A 16,518-nucleotide genomic window follows, 5' to 3' on the forward strand; every position below is an offset into this window, starting at 1 on the left:
CATCGTGTGTGGCGCACCGTGCGTGTACCGCAAAGCGCATGCAGCAGGCGCAGCGAGATTCCAGATGTCGCGGTAGTGCGTCGGGCGGAGAAGCGAAGCGCCATCCGCCGTTCGCGAACTGACGACATCGCTCCATCAGTGAGGATGTTGAATTGGTACAAGCTCTAGCGGGAGCACGAAGAAGTAGAAGCGAGGGGTTTTTTGCCTTTCGCCCGAACAACCATGCTGCGTGGCGTGGGCACCCCATTCAGCGTCTCCGAGCAGCACAGGGCGAGAAGGTTGCGGCGTAGCCGTCGGCGAGGACTGTTTGAGGAGCGTAGCGACGAACGCCGCACCGCCTTCTCGACCGCGCAGCGCAGGGGATGGGCCGCAGGCCGACGACGCTGTGGGGTCGCTTTCTTGGTGACTTCTTTGTCGATAACAAAGAAGTTACTCGCCCGCCGGGGCGAACTCCCGGCCGACGTACCCCAGCAGTCGAGACCAGGCCTAGAAAAACGAAGCCCCAAACAAGAAAGGGCCTTTCAGCGCGGCGCTCATGGAACGTAATAGCGGATGACACTTCGCCCTTCCGCCCTACGGCCCTTTCTCCGAGGTCGATCTGAACAACCCCGAAAGCGTTACCCATGTCCCCGTACAGGTGTTACCTATGTCTCCGGTCCATACATCGATAACAAAGAAGTTACTCGCCCGCCGGGGCGAACTCCCGGTCAACGCACTCAAACAGTCGAGACCAAGCTCGAACAACCAGCCAAAAGGCAAAAAAGGGCTTTTCAATCAGCCCAACCCGAAGAAACCGCCATGGCGGATAACGCTCCGTTCAACCCCGTAACCCCCCTGTGGCCGCCAAGAAAACCAGCCGCAACGGCCCTCAAAACACCCAATGACCAGCCGCCCGCAAGGGCAGAGGCGCCCTGTAAAGGCGCCAAAGCGCCAGAGAATCACACCAACCGAGGCGCATTGCACGGCGAACGCCAGGCAAACGCGCTGTAATCCACGGGAGAACACCCAGACAGATCGCCGGTACGGGCGACGGCAACACCCTCAACAGCGAGCGCCTCACGTCCGGCGCGTGGCATCAACCGGCTTCAAACTGGAAGGCGATGGCATGTGTGGCATAGCAGGCATGTTCGACACCGTCGGTACGCGCGAGGCCCCTCGCGGACTGGTCGAACGGATGAGCAACGTACTGTCGCATCGCGGCCCCGACTCCGCTGGCTTTCATTTCGAGCCCGGCGTGGCGCTGGCGCATCGTCGCCTGTCGATCATCGACGTCGAGGGCGGCTTCCAGCCCCTGTTCAATGAAGACGAATCGGTGGTGGTCGTCTTCAACGGCGAGATCTACAACTTCCAGCAACTGGTGCCCGAGCTCGAAGCGCTGGGGCATGTCTTCCGCACGCACAGCGACACCGAAGTCATCGTCCACGCGTGGGAAGCCTGGGGCGAAGGGTGCGTGGCGCGCTTTCGCGGCATGTTCGCCTTCGCGCTGTGGGACCGCAACCGTCGCACCTTCTTTCTGGCGCGCGATCGCCTGGGCGTGAAGCCGCTGTTCTACGCGGTGCTGCCCGACGGCATGCTGCTGTTCGGCTCCGAGCTCAAAGCGCTGATGCAGCACCCGGGCCTGTCGCGGAATATCGACCCGCAGTGTGTGGAAGAGTATTTCGCGCTCGGTTACGTGCCCGAACCGCGTACCATTTTTACGTCCGCCGCCAAGCTGCCGCCGGCACATACGCTCACGCTGCGCGCTGGCGAGCGCGTACCGGCGCCGCGCGAGTACTGGGATGTCCGCTTTGCCCCCGACATCGCCATCGACGAGGCGGAAGCCGCGCGCGGGATCATCGAGCGGCTGACCGAATCGGTACGCCTGCGCATGATTGCCGATGTGCCGCTGGGCGCCTTCCTTTCGGGCGGCGTCGATTCCAGCGCGGTGGTCGCCACCATGGCCGGCTTGTCGGCCTCGCCGGTGGTGACCTGCTCGATATCGTTCGACGATCCGTCGTTCAACGAATCGCAATTCGCCGGCATGGTGGCCGAGCGCTACCGCACCGCGCATCACGTCGAACAGGTGGCGAGCGACGACTTCGACCTGCTCGACACGCTGGCGGAGTTGTACGACGAACCGTACGCCGACAGTTCCGCCATCCCGACCTGGCGCGTGTGCCAGTTGGCGCGACGGCATGTGACGGTGGCGCTGTCGGGCGATGGCGCGGACGAAAGCCTCGGCGGCTATCGCCGGCATCGCCTGCATCTGATGGAAGAGCGCATGCGCCGCGCGCTGCCGCTGGGCGTGCGCCGCCCGGTGTTCGGCATGCTGGGACGCTGGTATCCGAAAGCCGACTGGGCGCCGCGCGTGTTCCGTGCCAAGACGAGTTTCCAGGCGCTCACCCGCAGCGCGGTGCAAGCGTATTTCCACACCGTATCGGTGATGCGCGACGAGCAGCGCCAGCAACTCTACAGTGATGCCTTCCGTTCGCGCCTGGCCGGCTACAACGGCATCGAAGTGTTCGACCGCCACGCCCTGCGCGCCGGCACCGACGACGCGCTGGCCCTGATCCAGTACCTCGACCTCAAGACCTATCTGGTCGGCGACATCAACACCAAGGTCGACCGCGCCTCGATGGCGCATTCGCTCGAAGTGCGCGAGCCGCTGATGGATCACGAACTCGTCGAATGGCTGGCGCGCGTGCCCAGCGACCTGAAGATCCGCGGCAACGAAGGCAAGTACGTCTTCAAGCGCGCACTCGAACCGATGCTGCCGCACGAGGTGTTGTACCGGCCCAAGATGGGGTTCGCCGTGCCGCTGGCGCGCTGGTTCCGCGGGCCGCTGCGCGAGCGCGTGCGCCATGCGCTGCTGGGGCCGGTGCTGGCCGATACGGGGCTGTTCGATGCGGCGACCCTGCACGAGTGGGTCGATGCGCACCAGTCGGGGCGGCGCGACTACAGCGCTTCGATCTGGAGCCTGCTGATGTTCGAATCCTTCCTGCGCCGCCAGGGTGCGGCCGCGATCGCTTGAGAGTGGGGACCGACATGCGCGTGAGCATTGCCGTATTCGCACACAACGAGGCACGCCGCATCCAGCGCTGCCTGGACAGCCTGCATGGCGCCACCGAAGGGCTGCGCGTGCACATCGTGGTGCTCGCCAATGGCTGCCGCGACCACACGGCCGACATCGCCCGCGCCTGGTCGACGGGTGCTGCCGATCGCGTGACCGTGCGCGTGGCCGACATCGCGCGCGGCGACAAGGCCAACGCGTGGAATGAGTTCGTGCATCAACTCGCGGGCGAGGCCGATCACTACGTGTTCTGCGACGGCGATTGCTACTTCACCCAACACGCTGTGTCGCGCCTGCTCGATGCGTTCAGGACGGACCCGCACGCGCAGGCCGCCGCCGCGTTGCCGGTGACCGGGCGCTCCATGCGCCGGGTGCGTCCGCTCATGGCGCGCAATCGCGAACTGGCCGGCAACCTCTACGCATTGCGCGGCGATTTCGTGCAGCGCATCCGGCGCGCGGGCATTCGCATGCCGATTGGATTGGTGGGCGAGGATTCCCTGGTCGGCGCCTTCGCCAAGTTCGATCTGCTGCCGGTGCCGGGGCGTTGGGACGACTCGCGTGTACGCCCGGTCCCCGAAGCGGGTTTCGCGTTCGATTCGATCAATCCGACCGCGCCCGGCGATGTGTCGATGTACTGGCGTCGCCGCATTCGCTACAGCGTGCGCCGGTATCAGTTCCTGGCGCTGCGCGAAGTGTTCCTCGCCAAGGGCTTCGCCGCCATGCCGTCGCGCGTCGAAGACCTCGCCACGCTGGCCGACACCGCGCCGCGCCTGGCATGGCGGGGGGCCGATACGCTGTTCGACTGGCTGGCCTTGCGGCGCATGCGAAACGAATACGCGCTGACAGGGAGACATTGATGCGCGTGCTGCACGTGATGGACCATTCGCTGCCCCTGCACAGCGGCTACACGTTCCGCACCGCCGCCATCGTGCGCGAGCAGCGTCTGCGCGGATGGGAGACCTTCCACCTGACGTCGCCGAAGCAGGGCGCGTGCTCGCGTGGCCTCGAAGAGGTCGACGGCCTGGAGTTCTATCGCACCACGCCGCCCGCCGGGCCGATGACGCGCATGCCCGTGATGCGCGAATTCGCATTGATGCGCGCGCTGGAGTCGCGCCTCGAACGCGTCGTCATGCAATTGACGCCGGACGTGCTGCACGCACATTCGCCCGTGCTCAATGCGTTGCCCGCGTTGCGCGTGGGGCGTCGCCACGGCATTCCGGTGGTGTACGAGGTGCGCGCTTTCTGGGAAGACGCCGCCGTTGACCATGGCACCACCCGCGAAGGCAGCCTGCGCTACCGCACCACGCGCGCGCTCGAAACCTGGGCGCTGCGTCGCGCCGACCAGGTCACCACGATCTGCGAAGGGCTGCGCCGCGACATGCTCTCGCGCGGCATTTCGGCCGACAAGGTCACCGTCATTCCCAACGCGGTCGACGTCGACAGCTTCTCGCCCGGTGGCGCGGCGGACGCGGCGCTCGGACGTTCGCTCGGACTGGAGGGCGCCGTGGTCGTCGGGTTTATCGGTTCCTTCTACGCCTACGAAGGGCTCGACCTGTTGCTCGACGCCTTGCCGCGCATGTTGCAGCGCCAGCCGCGCCTCAAGGTCCTGCTCGTCGGCGGGGGACAGGAAGAGGCCGCCCTGCGTGCCCAGGCCCAGCGACTGGGCGTGGCCGATGCGGTGGTGTTCGCTGGACGCGTGCCGCACGGTGAGGTGCAGCGTTATTACGATCTGGTCGACATCCTCGCCTATCCGCGCCACCCGATGCGCCTGACTGAATTGGTCACGCCGCTCAAGCCGCTGGAAGCAATGGCGCAGGAGCGTCTGTTCGTCGCCTCCGACGTTGGCGGGCACAAGGAGTTGATCCGCGATGGCGAAACCGGCGTGCTGTTCCGCGCGGGGGACGCCGATGCGCTCGCCCAGGCCGTGTTGCGGCTGCTCGATGCGCGCGACGCATGGCCGCGTTTGCGCGCCAACGGTCGCGCCTTCGTCGAGCGCGAACGCACCTGGGCCAACAGCGTGGCGCGCTATGAGCCGATCTACGAACGACTGGCGCATGGAGCGCGCGCATGATGCCGCCGCGCACGCACCCCATCCGCACGCTGTTGTTCTCGACGCTTTACCCGTCGAGCACGCGGCCGCATCACGGCATATTTGTCGAGACGCGGTTGCGTCATCTGCTCGATAGCGGCGAGGTGGACTCGCGCGTGGTCGCACCGGTGCCATGGTTTCCGAGTACGCACGAGCGCTTCGGCGACTGGGCGCGCATGGCCGCCACGCCGGCGCACGAGGTGCGACGAGGCATCGAGGTGCACCACCCGCGCTACGTGCTGCCTCCGCGCGTGGGCATGAACATCGCGCCGTGGGCGCTGGCGCTCGGCGCGCGCCGCACGGTGGCGGCGTTGATCCGCGACGGATGGGATTTCGATCTTATCGACGCGCATTACTACTATCCGGACGGTGTCGCCGCGAGCATGCTGGCGCGCTGGTTCGGCAAACCCTTCGTCGTCACGGCGCGCGGCAGCGACCTGAGCCTCATCCCGCAATTCCGCTGGCCGCGCCGGCTGATCCGCGATACCGCACGGCGCGCGGCGGCTTCCATCGGCGTGAGCGCATCGCTCACGGAACTGCTCGCGGCGCAGGGCGCGGATCGGGCCAAGCTGCACGTGATGCGCAACGGCGTCGATCTCGAACGTTTCTCTCCGCAACCGCGCGAGCCGCTGCGCCGCGTACTGGGCGTGGAAGGCGACATGCCGTTGTTGTTGTCGGTGGGGCATCTCATTGAGCGCAAGGGGCACCACATCGCCATCGACGCGCTGGCAGCGCTCGGCGGGATGCCCGAGGCGCATCTGGCGATCGTCGGCGAAGGCCCGCTGCGCGAATCGCTCCATGCGCAGGCGCAACGGCTGGGCGTGGGCGCGCGCGTGCATTTTGCCGGCGCCGTGCGCAACGAAGAACTCGCCCACTGGTACAGCGCGGCCGATCTGCTGGTGCTGGCTTCCAGCCGCGAAGGCTGGGCCAACGTATTGCTGGAAAGCATGGCCTGCGGCACGCCGGTGGTCGCCACCGCTGTGAGCGGCACGCCGGAAGTCGTGAGGAGCGACGCGGTCGGCTCGCTGGTGGAGGCGCGCGATGGTGCGAACTTCGCACGCGCCATCGCCCTGCAATTGGCCCGCGCGCCTTCGCGGCAGACGGTGCGTCGCTACGCCGAAGGCTTCTCGTGGCAGGACACCACCGACGCGCAAGTCGCGCTGTTCCGCCGCGTCATCGACGGAGAGGCGATCCATGCGTGACCTTGGCTTCCTGATCCTGCTGGTGGGCACGGCCGTGTACGCGCTGCGCCATCCGTGGATCGGCATCATCGGCTGGACCATCATCAGCATGATGAATCCGCACCGCTACCTGTGGCACATCTCAAACTATCCGGTGGCGGCATTGATCGCCGCGTGCACGCTACTCGGGCTGGTGATCACGCGCGATCGCAAGGGCATGGCGTGGCGACCGGAAGTGGTGCTGCTGGTGCTGTTCTCGCTGTGGATGACGCTCATGTTCGCGTTCACCTTCTACCCGGACCAGAGCTACGAGATGTGGGATCGCGTCATGAAGATCAACCTCATGACGCTGGTTGCCATCTATGCGCTGCAGGACCGTCGCCAGATCATGGCGTTCGCCTGCGCAGTGGTGTTTTCGATCGGCTGGTTCGGGACCAAGGGCGGCCTGTTCACGCTGCTTACCAATGGTAACTATCGCGTGTGGGGACCGCCGGGCTCGTTCATCGAAGGCAACAACGAGCTGGCACTGGCGCTGATCGTGGTCATCCCGCTCATGCAGTTCCTGCGTCTGCAGGCGCCCAAGCGCTGGATGCGCAACGCCTTGCTCGCCTGCATGGTGCTGTCGGCCTTTGCTGCCATCGGTTCGCACAGCCGTGGCGCGCTGGTGGCGATCGTGGCGATGGGGGCGGTGTTCTGGTGGCGCAGCGAGCGCAAGCTGGCAGTGGGTCTGTCGATCTTTGCCGTGGCCCTGGCCCTGCTGTCGCTCATGCCGCAGGAATGGTACGAGCGCATGGGCACCATCGAGGCGTACGAGGAGGACGGCTCGGCCATGGGGCGGCTGAATGCCTGGTCGATGGCATGGAACCTGGCAGTGGACCGCCTGCCTGTGGGCGGCGGTTTTGCCATCTACGAGCAGGACATCTTTGCGCGCTACGCGCCCGACCCCGCCGACATCCACGCGGCGCACAGCATCTACTTCCAGGTGCTGGGCGAGCATGGCTTCATGGGGCTCGCGCTGATGCTGCTGATGTGGACGTGCACGTGGTTCAACTTCGGCTGGCTGCGCCGGCGTGGCGGCACCATGCCCGAGACGCGATGGTTGCGCGACCTCGGCGCGATGGGGCAGGTGGCGCTGGCGGGCTATGCGGTGGGGGGCGCGTTCCTGAGCCTGGCGTACTTCGATCTACCGTACAACATCCTGGTGCTGGGCGTGGTGGCGCGGCGCTGGTTCGAAGCGCGCATGTGGGAGCTCGAAGTCGACGGAAAACTCGTGCCGCGCGGCGAGGATGGTTTCGCACGGCCGGCGCAGGCGGTGAACTCATGATGCATTCACTCCTGCAGGCACTCTCGCCGAAGGGGCGCGATGCCCGCCTGTCGATCCTGATCTTCCATCGCGTCACCGCACAATGCGATCCGCTGTTCCCGGGCGAGATGCACGCCCGGCGTTTCGACGCTACCCTGGCGTGGCTGGCGCGCTGGTTTCAGGTGCTGCCGCTGCGCGACGCCGTCGCGCGCCTGCAGGCGGCCGAATTGCCGGCGCGTGCGCTGGCGATCTCTTTCGATGATGGCTATGCGGACAACGTTGAGGTCGCGCTGCCCATCCTCCAACGTCATGGCATGCCGGCGAGCTTTTTCATCGCCAGCGATTTTCTCGGCGGTGGTTGCATGTGGAATGACGACATCATCGAAGCCGTGCGCGCCAGTACGCTCGATGAGCTGGATGTCGGCCCGCTGGGGCATTATTCGCTGCGCACGGTGGACGCGCGCCGCCGGGCGATCGCCCAACTCATCGGTCAGATCAAATACCTGCCGCCGCTGGCGCGCGCAGAGGCCGTGCACGAAGTACAACGCCGCTCGGGATGCGGCGCCGCGCCGACGCTGATGATGCGCCCCGAAGGCGTACGCACCCTGCATCGCGCCGGCATGGAGATCGGCGCGCACACCGCCACACATCCGATCCTGGCGCGGCTGAACCGCGTCGATGCCGCCAACGAAATCGCGCGCGGGCGCGCCGCGCTGGAGGACATCATCGGCGAGCCAGTGACGGGTTTCGCGTATCCCAATGGCAAGCCGGACACTGACTATCTTCGCGAGCATGTCGACATGGTCCGCGCGCAAGGCTTCGCCTACGCCGTGTCGACCGCACCGGGCGCGGCGCGCCTGGGGGACGACGTATTCGAGCTGCCGCGCTTCACACCATGGGACGACACACGCCTGCGTTTCGGCCTGCGCATGGCGCGCAACCTGGCGTCGTCGCGCCGCCGTCCGCAATCGTGCGCGGGCGAGCGGGTGCCCGCGGTGCAGCCGGGCTGATGCGATGCGTATCCTGATGGCAGTACCGCATTCGCCGTTCGGCGATTCATTTGGTGGGCAGCAGCGCACCGCCTTGCTGCTGCGCGCCTTGCAGCGCCATGGCGACGTGGACGTGGTGATGGTGCGCGAAGCGGATCGCGACGGTGTCGTCGCCGCGCCGGAAGCGGGCGTCCACGCCGCGCTGGAATGGCGCCCGCGCGCTGGCGGGATCAACCGCTTTGCGCCGGCGCACGCGCTCGTCGCACCTGTGCAATTGGCACTGGGGCGATCGCTGGCGGACTACGATCTCGCGGTCGGCCATCACCTTTATCCGCTGTGCAAGCTGCCGTGTCCGGCGCACGTGCCGACGCTGGTCGACCTCGACGATATTTCGCCGCTGCTGTGGTCCGGGCGATGCGATGCGCGTGCGATGGTCGATCTTGCTCGCCAGGTGGTGGGGCGCACCTTGGCAAATCGACAGTTGGACCGCTTCGATCACTATCTCTTCGTATCGCAGCGTGACCGCGACCGCCTGCCTGGCCTGCGTGGGGACATTCTCCCCAACGCGCCGCGCGCCGTTGCGGCGACGCCGGATTTCGACCGGCCCTCGCTGCAGATCCTGTTTGTCGGCGCGCTGTGGTATCGCCCCAATGCGGACGCGATGGATTGGTTCACCTCGGCCGTGTGGCCTACGGTACGCCGTGCCGTACCCGAAGCCCGCTTGCTGATCGTCGGTGCCGCCTCACCCGAGGTGCGGGAACACTGGAACCGGATCGATGGCGTGCGGGCCCCGGGCTTCGTGGATGATCTGAGCGAGGCCTACCGCGACAGCGCGTTCGCCATTTCGCCAACGCGCCTTGGCGGCGGGAGCAACATCAAAGTGCCCGAAGCGTTGGCCCATGGCCGCACGTGTGTGCTCACGCCGTTCAGCCTGGCGGGCTTCCGTGGATTGTTCGAATCGGGGCGCGAGCTGCTCATGGCTGTCGATGCCAAGGATTTCGCACGTACCTGCATTGAGCTGCTGGGTAATCCGGAGCGTCGCGCGGCGCTGGCCCGCGCCGGACATGCGACCGTGGCGCGTGAGCTGGCGCCTGCGCGCAGCGCGGCGATCATCGACGCGGCCATTGCCGCAACGCTGTCGCGCCGCGCGGCACCGGTGCTCGCATCGCAGGTGCGGGCATGACTTCGGCGCAGATGACCGGTGCGCTCTTGCGCGGCACGCTCTGGTCGCTCGCCCTGCGTTGGTTTACACGCGCCATCGGGCTGGTCAGCACCATTGTGCTGGCGCGCCTGCTGCTGCCCGACGACTACGGCGTGGTGGCGATGGCGATGCTGGTCACCGGGCTGGTGGAGGTCTTCCTTGCCTCGGGCGCGGACAATGCGCTGCTGCGCCAGCCGAACGCCACGCGCGAGTACGCCGACTCGGCATGGACCATGAAGGTGATCGAGTCGTTGATCGTCGCCGCCACGGTGGCCGCGATCGCGCCCGTGGCCGAGTGGTACTTCAAGGAGCCGCGCGTGTCGCCCGTCATGTGGGCGCTGAGCCTGGGTTTCGTGATCGCCGGTTGCGGCAGCGTGGGCCCGCTGCTGGCGCGCAAGGAGCTGGACTTCGCGCTCGAGGTGCGACTGGGCGTGATCGCCAAGATCATTTCGTTCGTGGTGACCGTGGCGTGCGCATGGGGGTTGCGCAACTACTGGGCGCTGGTGATCGGCGTGCTCACTGGTCACCTGTCGGGGGCCGTGCTCAGCTATGTGCTGCACGCCTACCGCCCGCGCTGGTCGCTGCGGCACGTGCGCGAGTTGTGGTCGTACTCGCAGTGGCTGCTGGTGTCGGGCATCGGCAATTACTTCGCCAGCAAGATCGATGAGTTCGCCGCCGGCCGCATCGGCACGCCAGCCGAGCTGGGCCTGTACCGCGTATCGAGCGAACTGGGCACGATGGTGTCGACCGAACTGGGCGCGCCGATCAATCGCGCACTGTTGCCGGTACTGGCTGCCATGCAGGGCGAGCCCGAGCGCATGCGCCGCGCGCTGATGAAGACCGTGGCTGCCGTCAACACGCTCACGCTGCCGGCCGGCGTGGGGCTGGCGCTGGTGGCGCAGCCGGCCGTGGCGGTGCTGCTGGGCGCGCAGTGGGCGGCTGCCGTGCCCTACTTGCAGGCCTTTGCACTGCTAGGCGCGGTGCGCTTCATCGTCGGACCGTACTACACGATTTTCATGGCGACGGGACAGTCGCGCGTGCTCGCCAAAATGTCATGGTGCGAGCTGATCCTGTTCGGCGTCTTTGCGATTCCGCTCTCGGCGAGCCATGGTGTACCAGGCCTGGCTGCCGCCAAGCTGTGTTCGAGCGTGCCCATCGTGGCGCTGTGGGTGCTGCTCGGGCATCGCCATGGCCTGCGTTTCGGCGAGCTGGCGCGGCAGGTGGCACGTCCGCTCGCCGGTTGCCTGCTGATGGCGTCCGTGCTGTGGTGGATGCCCGTCATGAGTGCGTCGGCGTTGCTCGATCTGGCGCTGCGCGTGGCGCTGGGCGCCGTCGTGTACGGTGGGTGGATGGCTGTTTCGTGGCACCGTTGCGGGCGACCGGAAGGTGTCGAATCGATGCTGTTCCGGCGCGTGGCTCCCTGGTTCGGCCGCCGCCCTGAGAACCTGGAACGCAACGAAACGTCATGACGTTTCGCGATATTCCGGGTTCCGAGACTGCGGAGCCGTCGTGATGGTCGAGGAATCCTACGGGGAGCAATATGCCGCATGGAAAGGCTGGGAGCCCGCCCAGTTCGGCACTTGCCGCGCGCCGGTCGCACGCCAGTTTGCGGCCGAGCTGGCGCGCCTGCCGTTGCCATCGCGCGCGTTGCGCGTATTGGACGTGGGCTTTGGCAACGGCGCCTTCATCGGTTGGGCACGGGGTGAGGGGCACCGCTGCGACGGCGTGGAGCTGAACCCGGTGCTGCGCGAACTGGCGACCCGCCATGGCGTGAGCGCCTTCAACGATCTCGCGGCCGTACCGGCCGCCGCGTACGACCTGCTGACGGCCTTCGATGTATGCGAGCACATCGATGTGCAGGATCTTGTGCCCTTTTTCAAAGAGGCGCGCGCCCGTCTGGCGCCGCAGGGCGTGATGCTGGTGCGCGTGCCCAACGGCGACAGCCCCTTGTCCGGCATCTACCAGCGCGGCGACATGACGCATCGCACGCTCATCGGCAGCGGCATGCTGCGCCAGATCGCCGATCAGGCCGGCATGGACCTGCTGTTTGCCGATGCCCCCGCGCGATCGGGCGAGAGCCTTCAGCAGCGCGCCCGCGACCTCGGTCGGCGATGCGTGGAATACGTCATCGGCCGCTTGTACTACGACGGACAGGTCGTGAGCTTCGACCCCAACCTTGTGGCGGCCATGCGCCCGCGCCGGGCGGTGTCGGCATGAATCGGAGCGCCGCCGGATTCAACGTGATCGGCTACCTCGGCGCCGCCATGGGGCTGGGCGTGAGCGTTCGCATGCTGGTCCAGGTGCTGCGCGAGGCGGGGCACGATGTCGTGGGACTGGATATCGATGGTCTGGCCGGTGTGCAGCGGGCGCGCGTAGCGCATGACATCCCGCTGGTAAGCAGCGTCGAACAATTGCCTTTCCGTCACAACATCATGTGCGCGGCGGTCCAGACGCTGCCGGCCTTTCTGCTGCGGCGCCTGTCGGGCTTGCTCGCGCCCCGGTTCCGTAACGCTGCATACGTCTTCTGGGAGTTACCCGCCATCCCGCGTGCGCTGCGTCCGGCGCTGGCGCTGTTCGACGCGACCCTGGCGGGCAGCCAGTTCACCAAGCAGGCGATCGAGACTTCGGTGAGCGGCTCGCGCAGCTTCCTGATGACCCACGCCTTGCCGCGCGATCTGTACATTGCGGCCCGATCTGATGTGCGTCGCCGCTTCGGTCTGCCGGAAGATGCCTATCTGTTCTGCGCGAGCTTCGATCTGTTCAGCGGCGTGCAGCGCAAGAACCCGGAGGCGCTGATCGAGGCCTTCACGCGCGCCTTTCCCCCTCAGCAGCGGGACGCGCATCTGGTGCTCAAATGCAACGGCGATCCGGCGCTGGCGCGGGCCAGTCCGCTGATGCGCAGACTGTTGCAGCGCGTGATCGATGATGGGCGCGTGCATCTCATCATCGAGACACTGGACTACGCCGACGTCATGGGGCTGTACGGCGCCTGCGATGCGTATCTGTCGTTTCACCGCGCGGAAGGGCTGGGACTGGGGGCGATGGAGGCGATGTGGCTGGGTCTGCCGGTGATCGCCACCGGCTACTCGGGCAACATGGATTTCATGAATGCGCGCAATTCCATCCTGCTGCCGTACCGCCTGGTGTCGACGGCCGGTGCGGAGTGGCATTATTCGCCGGCTTTCTGCGGCCGCGCGGCGCAGTGGGCGGATGTCGACGTGGCGGAAGCCGCGCAGGCCATGCGGCGCTTGCACGACGATGCGAACCTCGGCCGGCTGCTCGGCGCGCGCGCCAGGCGCGACATTGCCGAACTGCAGGACGTCGCGTGGACCGCGCCATGGTTGCCGCAACTGCAGCGGGCGCTCGATGAGCGCGACGGCGGCGCGCGGCGTGCCATCGATACGCTGCGCCTGCGCTCTGCCGAATGGCTCGATCCGGTGCTGCTGCGCCTGAATGCGCAGGCAGCCATGAGCCGCGTCATGCGCCGCGTGCGGCCATCGTAGTCAGCGCGAAAGCCACCTGCCGCGCGCGTTCGCGCAATTGCTCGTAGCGGCCCGATGCGCCGCCATGTCCCGCTTCGAGGTGGGTGACGAGCAACAGCGGATTCGCGTCGGTCCTGGAGGCACGCAGACGCGCAGCGTACTTGGCCGGTTCCCACACCATTACCTGGCTGTCGTGCAGCGCCGCTTCGATCAGCATCGGCGGGTAGGCTTGCGCGGCGATGTTGTCGTAGGGCGACCACGACAGCATGCGGCGATAGTCCGTGGCGCGCTGCGGGTCGCCCCATTCCTCGTATTCGCCCACCGTCAGCGGCAGGCTCGGGTCGAGCATGGTGGTGACCACATCCACGAACGGCACTTCGAGAATGGCCGCGCCGAAGAGTTCGGGACGCAGATTGAGCACGGTTGCCACCAACAGGCCGCCTGCGCTGCCGCCCTGCGCGAGAATGCGGCCCGCCGAGGTGTAGCCGCCTTCGACCAGGCGTTCGGCACAGGCGATGTAGTCGGTGAAGCTGTTGCGCTTGTTGGCGAGCCGACCGCCGTCGTGCCAGCGCTGGCCCAGGTCGCCGCCACCGCGCACGTGCGCGAGGGCAAAGATCCAGCCGCGATCGAGCAGCGACAGTCGAGTGCTGGAGAACCACGCGTCATTGGCCATGCCGTAGGCGCCGTAGCCGTCGAGCCACACCGGTGCCGTGCCATCGAGCGGCGTGTCGCGCCGACGTACCAGCGAAACGGGGATCTGCGTGCCGTCGGCCGCTACCGCGTGGATGCGTTCCGACACATAGTGCGCGGGATCGAAATCGCCGAGCACCGGGGTGAGCTTGAGAAGCGTCGCCTGCCGCGTGGCGGGATCGTATTCGTAGATCGAATCGGGCGTGGTGAACGATTCGTACGTGTAGCGCAGCGTGGCGCTGTCCCACTCCGGCAGGTCTTCGATATCCACGACGTAGGCCGGATCATCGAACGCGACGCGATGGGTCGTCGCGTCCTGCAGATCGGTGATCGACAATTGCGGCACGCCCGCCATGCGCTCCGACACCACCAGCCAGCGTTGGTAGAGATCGATCTGTTCGAGAACGATGCCATCGGCGTGCGCGATGCGCTCCACCCAGTTGGCTTCGACCGGATCGGCAAGCGGCGCTTCGACGAGGCGGAAGTTCGGGCCCGTATCGTTGATGCGGATGAACAATCGATCGCTGTGGTGATCGACCTCGTATTCGATGTTGGCGCGGCGACGGCGCACCATGCGCCAGCGGCCGAGCGGCTGGTCGGCGGGCAGGATGCGCGTCTCGCTGGTGGTATGGCTGGCCGACACCATCATCAGCAGTTGCTGGCTGCGTGTCTTGGCGACGAGCAGATTGAAGCGTTCGTCGCGTTCTTCGAAGATGAGTGTTTTTTCTCGTGTTTTCAGATCGAGGCGCCACAGGCGGTCGGCGCGATGCGTACGCGTGTCTTCGGTGACGTAGAAGAGCGTTTCATCATTGGCTGCCCAGGCGATGCTCGCTACGCGATTGATGGCAAAACGTTGGGTGCGGCCGGTGGCGAGATTGCGCACCCGCAGCCGGTAGTGGCGGTTGCCTCGCGTGTCTTCGCCCCAGGCCAGCAGCATGCCGGAAGGGCTGACCTCGTAGTCACCCACCTCGTAGAACGTGTGGCCCCGCGCCTCGGCGTTCTCGTCGAGCAACACTTCTTCGGGCGATCGTTCCCAGCCGTCCGGCGTGATGCGGCGGCGCACGTGGATGGCATATTGCTGACCGGCTTCGGTGCGGCTGTAGTACATCCACGGCCCGAATCTGACCGGCACCGACAGGTCGGCTTCCTTGATGCGCGCGAGCATCTCGCGATAGAGCGACTCTTGCAGCGGCACCGTCGGCGCCATCGCGCGGGCGGCGTATTCGTTCTCGTCCTGGAGGAAGGCGCGCAGCGCCGGATCATCGATGCGTCGCATCCAGTGATACGGATCGATGCGTGTGTGTCCGTGCTGCGTGAGTTTGCGGTCGCGGCGCGCGGCGATGGGCGGCGTGCCCGAGAGGTCGAATTCGATCGTCATGCCAGGCGCGCGTCCAGGGAGGCGAGCGCGTCGACGACCTCGGTGACGGAAATATCGGTGGCTGCGTGGCTGGCCGGCTGGATCACGCGATAGGGCACGTCCCAGGGGTGCCAGCGTGCAACGTCGGACTGGCCGAACATGGCGACGATGGGCTTGGCCAGCGCGGCGGCAAGATGCATGTGGCCGCCGTCGGAGCACAGCAGCGCGTCGGTGAGCGACAGTCCGGCGATGAGTTCGGCCAGCGAATGCGTCGGGCAGGGAGCCAGCGGCACGTCGGTACAGGCGTTGAAAATGGCGCGCGCCTTGTCATCGTCGCCCGGATGCAGCGGATTGTTCTCGGCGCCCGGCGACCAGAACAGCGCGAAGCGTACGCCGGGCCTGCGCGCGTGCAGCGCACGCATCAGTTCTACGAAGCGCTCCGCCGGCCAGCGTTGCGAAGGCTTGCGCGAACTGATGTGTACGCCGAGCAGCGGGCCCCCATCGCGCGGCGCGAGACGATCGCGCAAGGCTTCGCGCAGTTCGGGGCGGGGGACGACGTGCGCGGCGGGCAGCGGATTCGTGGCCACGCCCAGCGCGCGCAGGATGTTGGCGGTGCGTTCGACTTCGTGGCGGGCTTCGTTCGAGGCGGGCACATCGTCCTGGCTGAGGACGCGGGCCGCGCCGATGAGGGTGGCCATCTGCTGCGCGCTGCGCTGCGTGCCGGACGCAGGCAGCAGGATCAGGTCGAGCTTGCGCTGCCGCAGCGACCACAGTTGGCGAACGCGCGCCAGCGTGTTTTTGACGAGACTTTCGCCCGGCCCCAGGTGCTTGGCCTTCTGATAGCTGAAGACTTCGTCGATGTCCGGGTTGGCGTGCAGCACTTCGGCGTTGTAGCGGGTGACGAGTGCGCCGATCCAGGCGTCGGGGTAGTGGGCCCGGAGTGCGGCGATCATCGGCAGTGTGCACACCAGATCGCCGATGTTGTCGCGGCGTATGACGAGGATGTTCAAGCTCATTGGGAATCGGTCGTTGATATGCAAACGGGGCCCGGCAGCGCGAAGGCCGCGTCATGCCGCACTGCGGCAAGCGAAGACTGCGAATTCTGCGCAGAATGGCGTGCCTTTGTCCATGGAAGACGGGTTTTGTCTTCTGCTAGCATCGGCCGTCAATACAACAA

General features: G+C 66.7%; 12 protein-coding genes. 10 read left to right on the forward strand and 2 right to left on the reverse strand.

The window, feature by feature from the left end; translation table 11 throughout:
• Nucleotides 1–1,105 precede the first annotated feature (1,105 nt).
• Genes ACDA63_RS05345 through ACDA63_RS05390 form a run of 10 tightly spaced genes read left to right on the forward strand, consistent with a single transcriptional unit; the run spans nt 1,106 to nt 13,315 of the window.
• Nucleotides 1,106–3,010 (forward strand): XrtA/PEP-CTERM system amidotransferase, encoded by a 1,905-nt coding sequence (locus ACDA63_RS05345; RefSeq protein ID WP_373662162.1) that lies wholly within the window; start codon nt 1,106–1,108, stop codon nt 3,008–3,010.
• A 20-nt stretch (nt 3,011–3,030) separates the two neighbouring features.
• Nucleotides 3,031–3,906, forward strand: coding sequence for a glycosyltransferase family 2 protein (locus ACDA63_RS05350; RefSeq protein ID WP_373662163.1), 876 nt, complete (start codon nt 3,031–3,033; stop codon nt 3,904–3,906).
• On the forward strand, nt 3,906–5,120 hold the full coding sequence (locus ACDA63_RS05355; RefSeq protein ID WP_373662164.1) for a TIGR04063 family PEP-CTERM/XrtA system glycosyltransferase: 1,215 nt from the start codon (nt 3,906–3,908) through the stop codon (nt 5,118–5,120). The genes ACDA63_RS05350 and ACDA63_RS05355 overlap by 1 nt, the downstream gene beginning before the upstream one ends.
• On the forward strand, nt 5,117–6,340 hold the full coding sequence (locus ACDA63_RS05360) for a glycosyltransferase family 4 protein (protein ID WP_373662165.1): 1,224 nt from the start codon (nt 5,117–5,119) through the stop codon (nt 6,338–6,340). Before ACDA63_RS05355 ends, ACDA63_RS05360 begins: the two co-directional genes overlap by 4 nt.
• On the forward strand, nt 6,333–7,643 hold the full coding sequence (locus tag ACDA63_RS05365; RefSeq protein ID WP_373662166.1) for a putative O-glycosylation ligase, exosortase A system-associated: 1,311 nt from the start codon (nt 6,333–6,335) through the stop codon (nt 7,641–7,643). Before ACDA63_RS05360 ends, ACDA63_RS05365 begins: the two co-directional genes overlap by 8 nt.
• Nucleotides 7,640–8,632 (forward strand): polysaccharide deacetylase family protein, encoded by a 993-nt coding sequence (locus tag ACDA63_RS05370; protein WP_373662168.1) that lies wholly within the window; start codon nt 7,640–7,642, stop codon nt 8,630–8,632. The genes ACDA63_RS05365 and ACDA63_RS05370 overlap by 4 nt, the downstream gene beginning before the upstream one ends.
• Nucleotides 8,633–8,648: 16 nt before the next feature.
• Nucleotides 8,649–9,794 carry a glycosyltransferase family 4 protein gene (locus tag ACDA63_RS05375; RefSeq protein ID WP_373662170.1) on the forward strand — a complete coding sequence of 382 codons (1,146 nt, stop codon included), beginning with the start codon at nt 8,649–8,651 and terminating at the stop codon, nt 9,792–9,794.
• Nucleotides 9,791–11,281: a lipopolysaccharide biosynthesis protein gene (locus tag ACDA63_RS05380; protein ID WP_373662171.1), complete on the forward strand. Its 1,491-nt coding sequence runs from the start codon at nt 9,791–9,793 to the stop codon at nt 11,279–11,281. Before ACDA63_RS05375 ends, ACDA63_RS05380 begins: the two co-directional genes overlap by 4 nt.
• Before the next feature lie 43 nt (nt 11,282–11,324).
• Entirely contained in the window at nt 11,325–12,029 is a 705-nt protein-coding gene (locus ACDA63_RS05385; RefSeq protein WP_373662172.1) for a class I SAM-dependent methyltransferase, read from the forward strand.
• Complete coding sequence (locus ACDA63_RS05390; RefSeq protein WP_373662174.1) at nt 12,026–13,315, forward strand: glycosyltransferase family 4 protein; 1,290 nt, start codon at nt 12,026–12,028, stop codon at nt 13,313–13,315. Before ACDA63_RS05385 ends, ACDA63_RS05390 begins: the two co-directional genes overlap by 4 nt.
• Here ACDA63_RS05390 and ACDA63_RS05395 read toward each other — a convergent pair.
• Together ACDA63_RS05395 and ACDA63_RS05400 are read right to left on the reverse strand one after the other, a co-directional pair.
• Nucleotides 13,290–15,362, reverse strand: coding sequence for a S9 family peptidase (locus ACDA63_RS05395; RefSeq protein WP_373662175.1), 2,073 nt, complete (start codon nt 15,360–15,362; stop codon nt 13,290–13,292). The genes ACDA63_RS05390 and ACDA63_RS05395 overlap by 26 nt on opposite strands.
• Nucleotides 15,359–16,357 (reverse strand): glycosyltransferase family 9 protein, encoded by a 999-nt coding sequence (locus ACDA63_RS05400; RefSeq protein ID WP_373662176.1) that lies wholly within the window; start codon nt 16,355–16,357, stop codon nt 15,359–15,361. The genes ACDA63_RS05395 and ACDA63_RS05400 overlap by 4 nt, the downstream gene beginning before the upstream one ends.
• Nucleotides 16,358–16,518: the final 161 nt, after the last annotated feature.

The organism is Uliginosibacterium sp. sgz301328 (genome assembly GCF_041807905.1).
Taxonomy (GTDB): domain Bacteria; phylum Pseudomonadota; class Gammaproteobacteria; order Burkholderiales; family Rhodocyclaceae; genus JBGVSA01.

Coding starts and splice junctions, on each gene's coding strand:
- ACDA63_RS05385 (WP_373662172.1), top strand. CDS start 11,325: ATGGTCGAGGAATCCTACGGGGAGCAATATGCCGCATGGAAAGGCTGG.
- ACDA63_RS05370 (WP_373662168.1), top strand. CDS start 7,640: ATGATGCATTCACTCCTGCAGGCACTCTCGCCGAAGGGGCGCGATGCC.
- ACDA63_RS05365 (WP_373662166.1), top strand. CDS start 6,333: ATGCGTGACCTTGGCTTCCTGATCCTGCTGGTGGGCACGGCCGTGTAC.
- ACDA63_RS05380 (WP_373662171.1), top strand. CDS start 9,791: ATGACTTCGGCGCAGATGACCGGTGCGCTCTTGCGCGGCACGCTCTGG.
- ACDA63_RS05375 (WP_373662170.1), top strand. CDS start 8,649: ATGGCAGTACCGCATTCGCCGTTCGGCGATTCATTTGGTGGGCAGCAG.
- ACDA63_RS05400 (WP_373662176.1), bottom strand. CDS start 16,357: ATGAGCTTGAACATCCTCGTCATACGCCGCGACAACATCGGCGATCTG.
- ACDA63_RS05345 (WP_373662162.1), top strand. CDS start 1,106: ATGTGTGGCATAGCAGGCATGTTCGACACCGTCGGTACGCGCGAGGCC.
- ACDA63_RS05355 (WP_373662164.1), top strand. CDS start 3,906: ATGCGCGTGCTGCACGTGATGGACCATTCGCTGCCCCTGCACAGCGGC.
- ACDA63_RS05390 (WP_373662174.1), top strand. CDS start 12,026: ATGAATCGGAGCGCCGCCGGATTCAACGTGATCGGCTACCTCGGCGCC.
- ACDA63_RS05360 (WP_373662165.1), top strand. CDS start 5,117: ATGATGCCGCCGCGCACGCACCCCATCCGCACGCTGTTGTTCTCGACG.
- ACDA63_RS05395 (WP_373662175.1), bottom strand. CDS start 15,362: ATGACGATCGAATTCGACCTCTCGGGCACGCCGCCCATCGCCGCGCGC.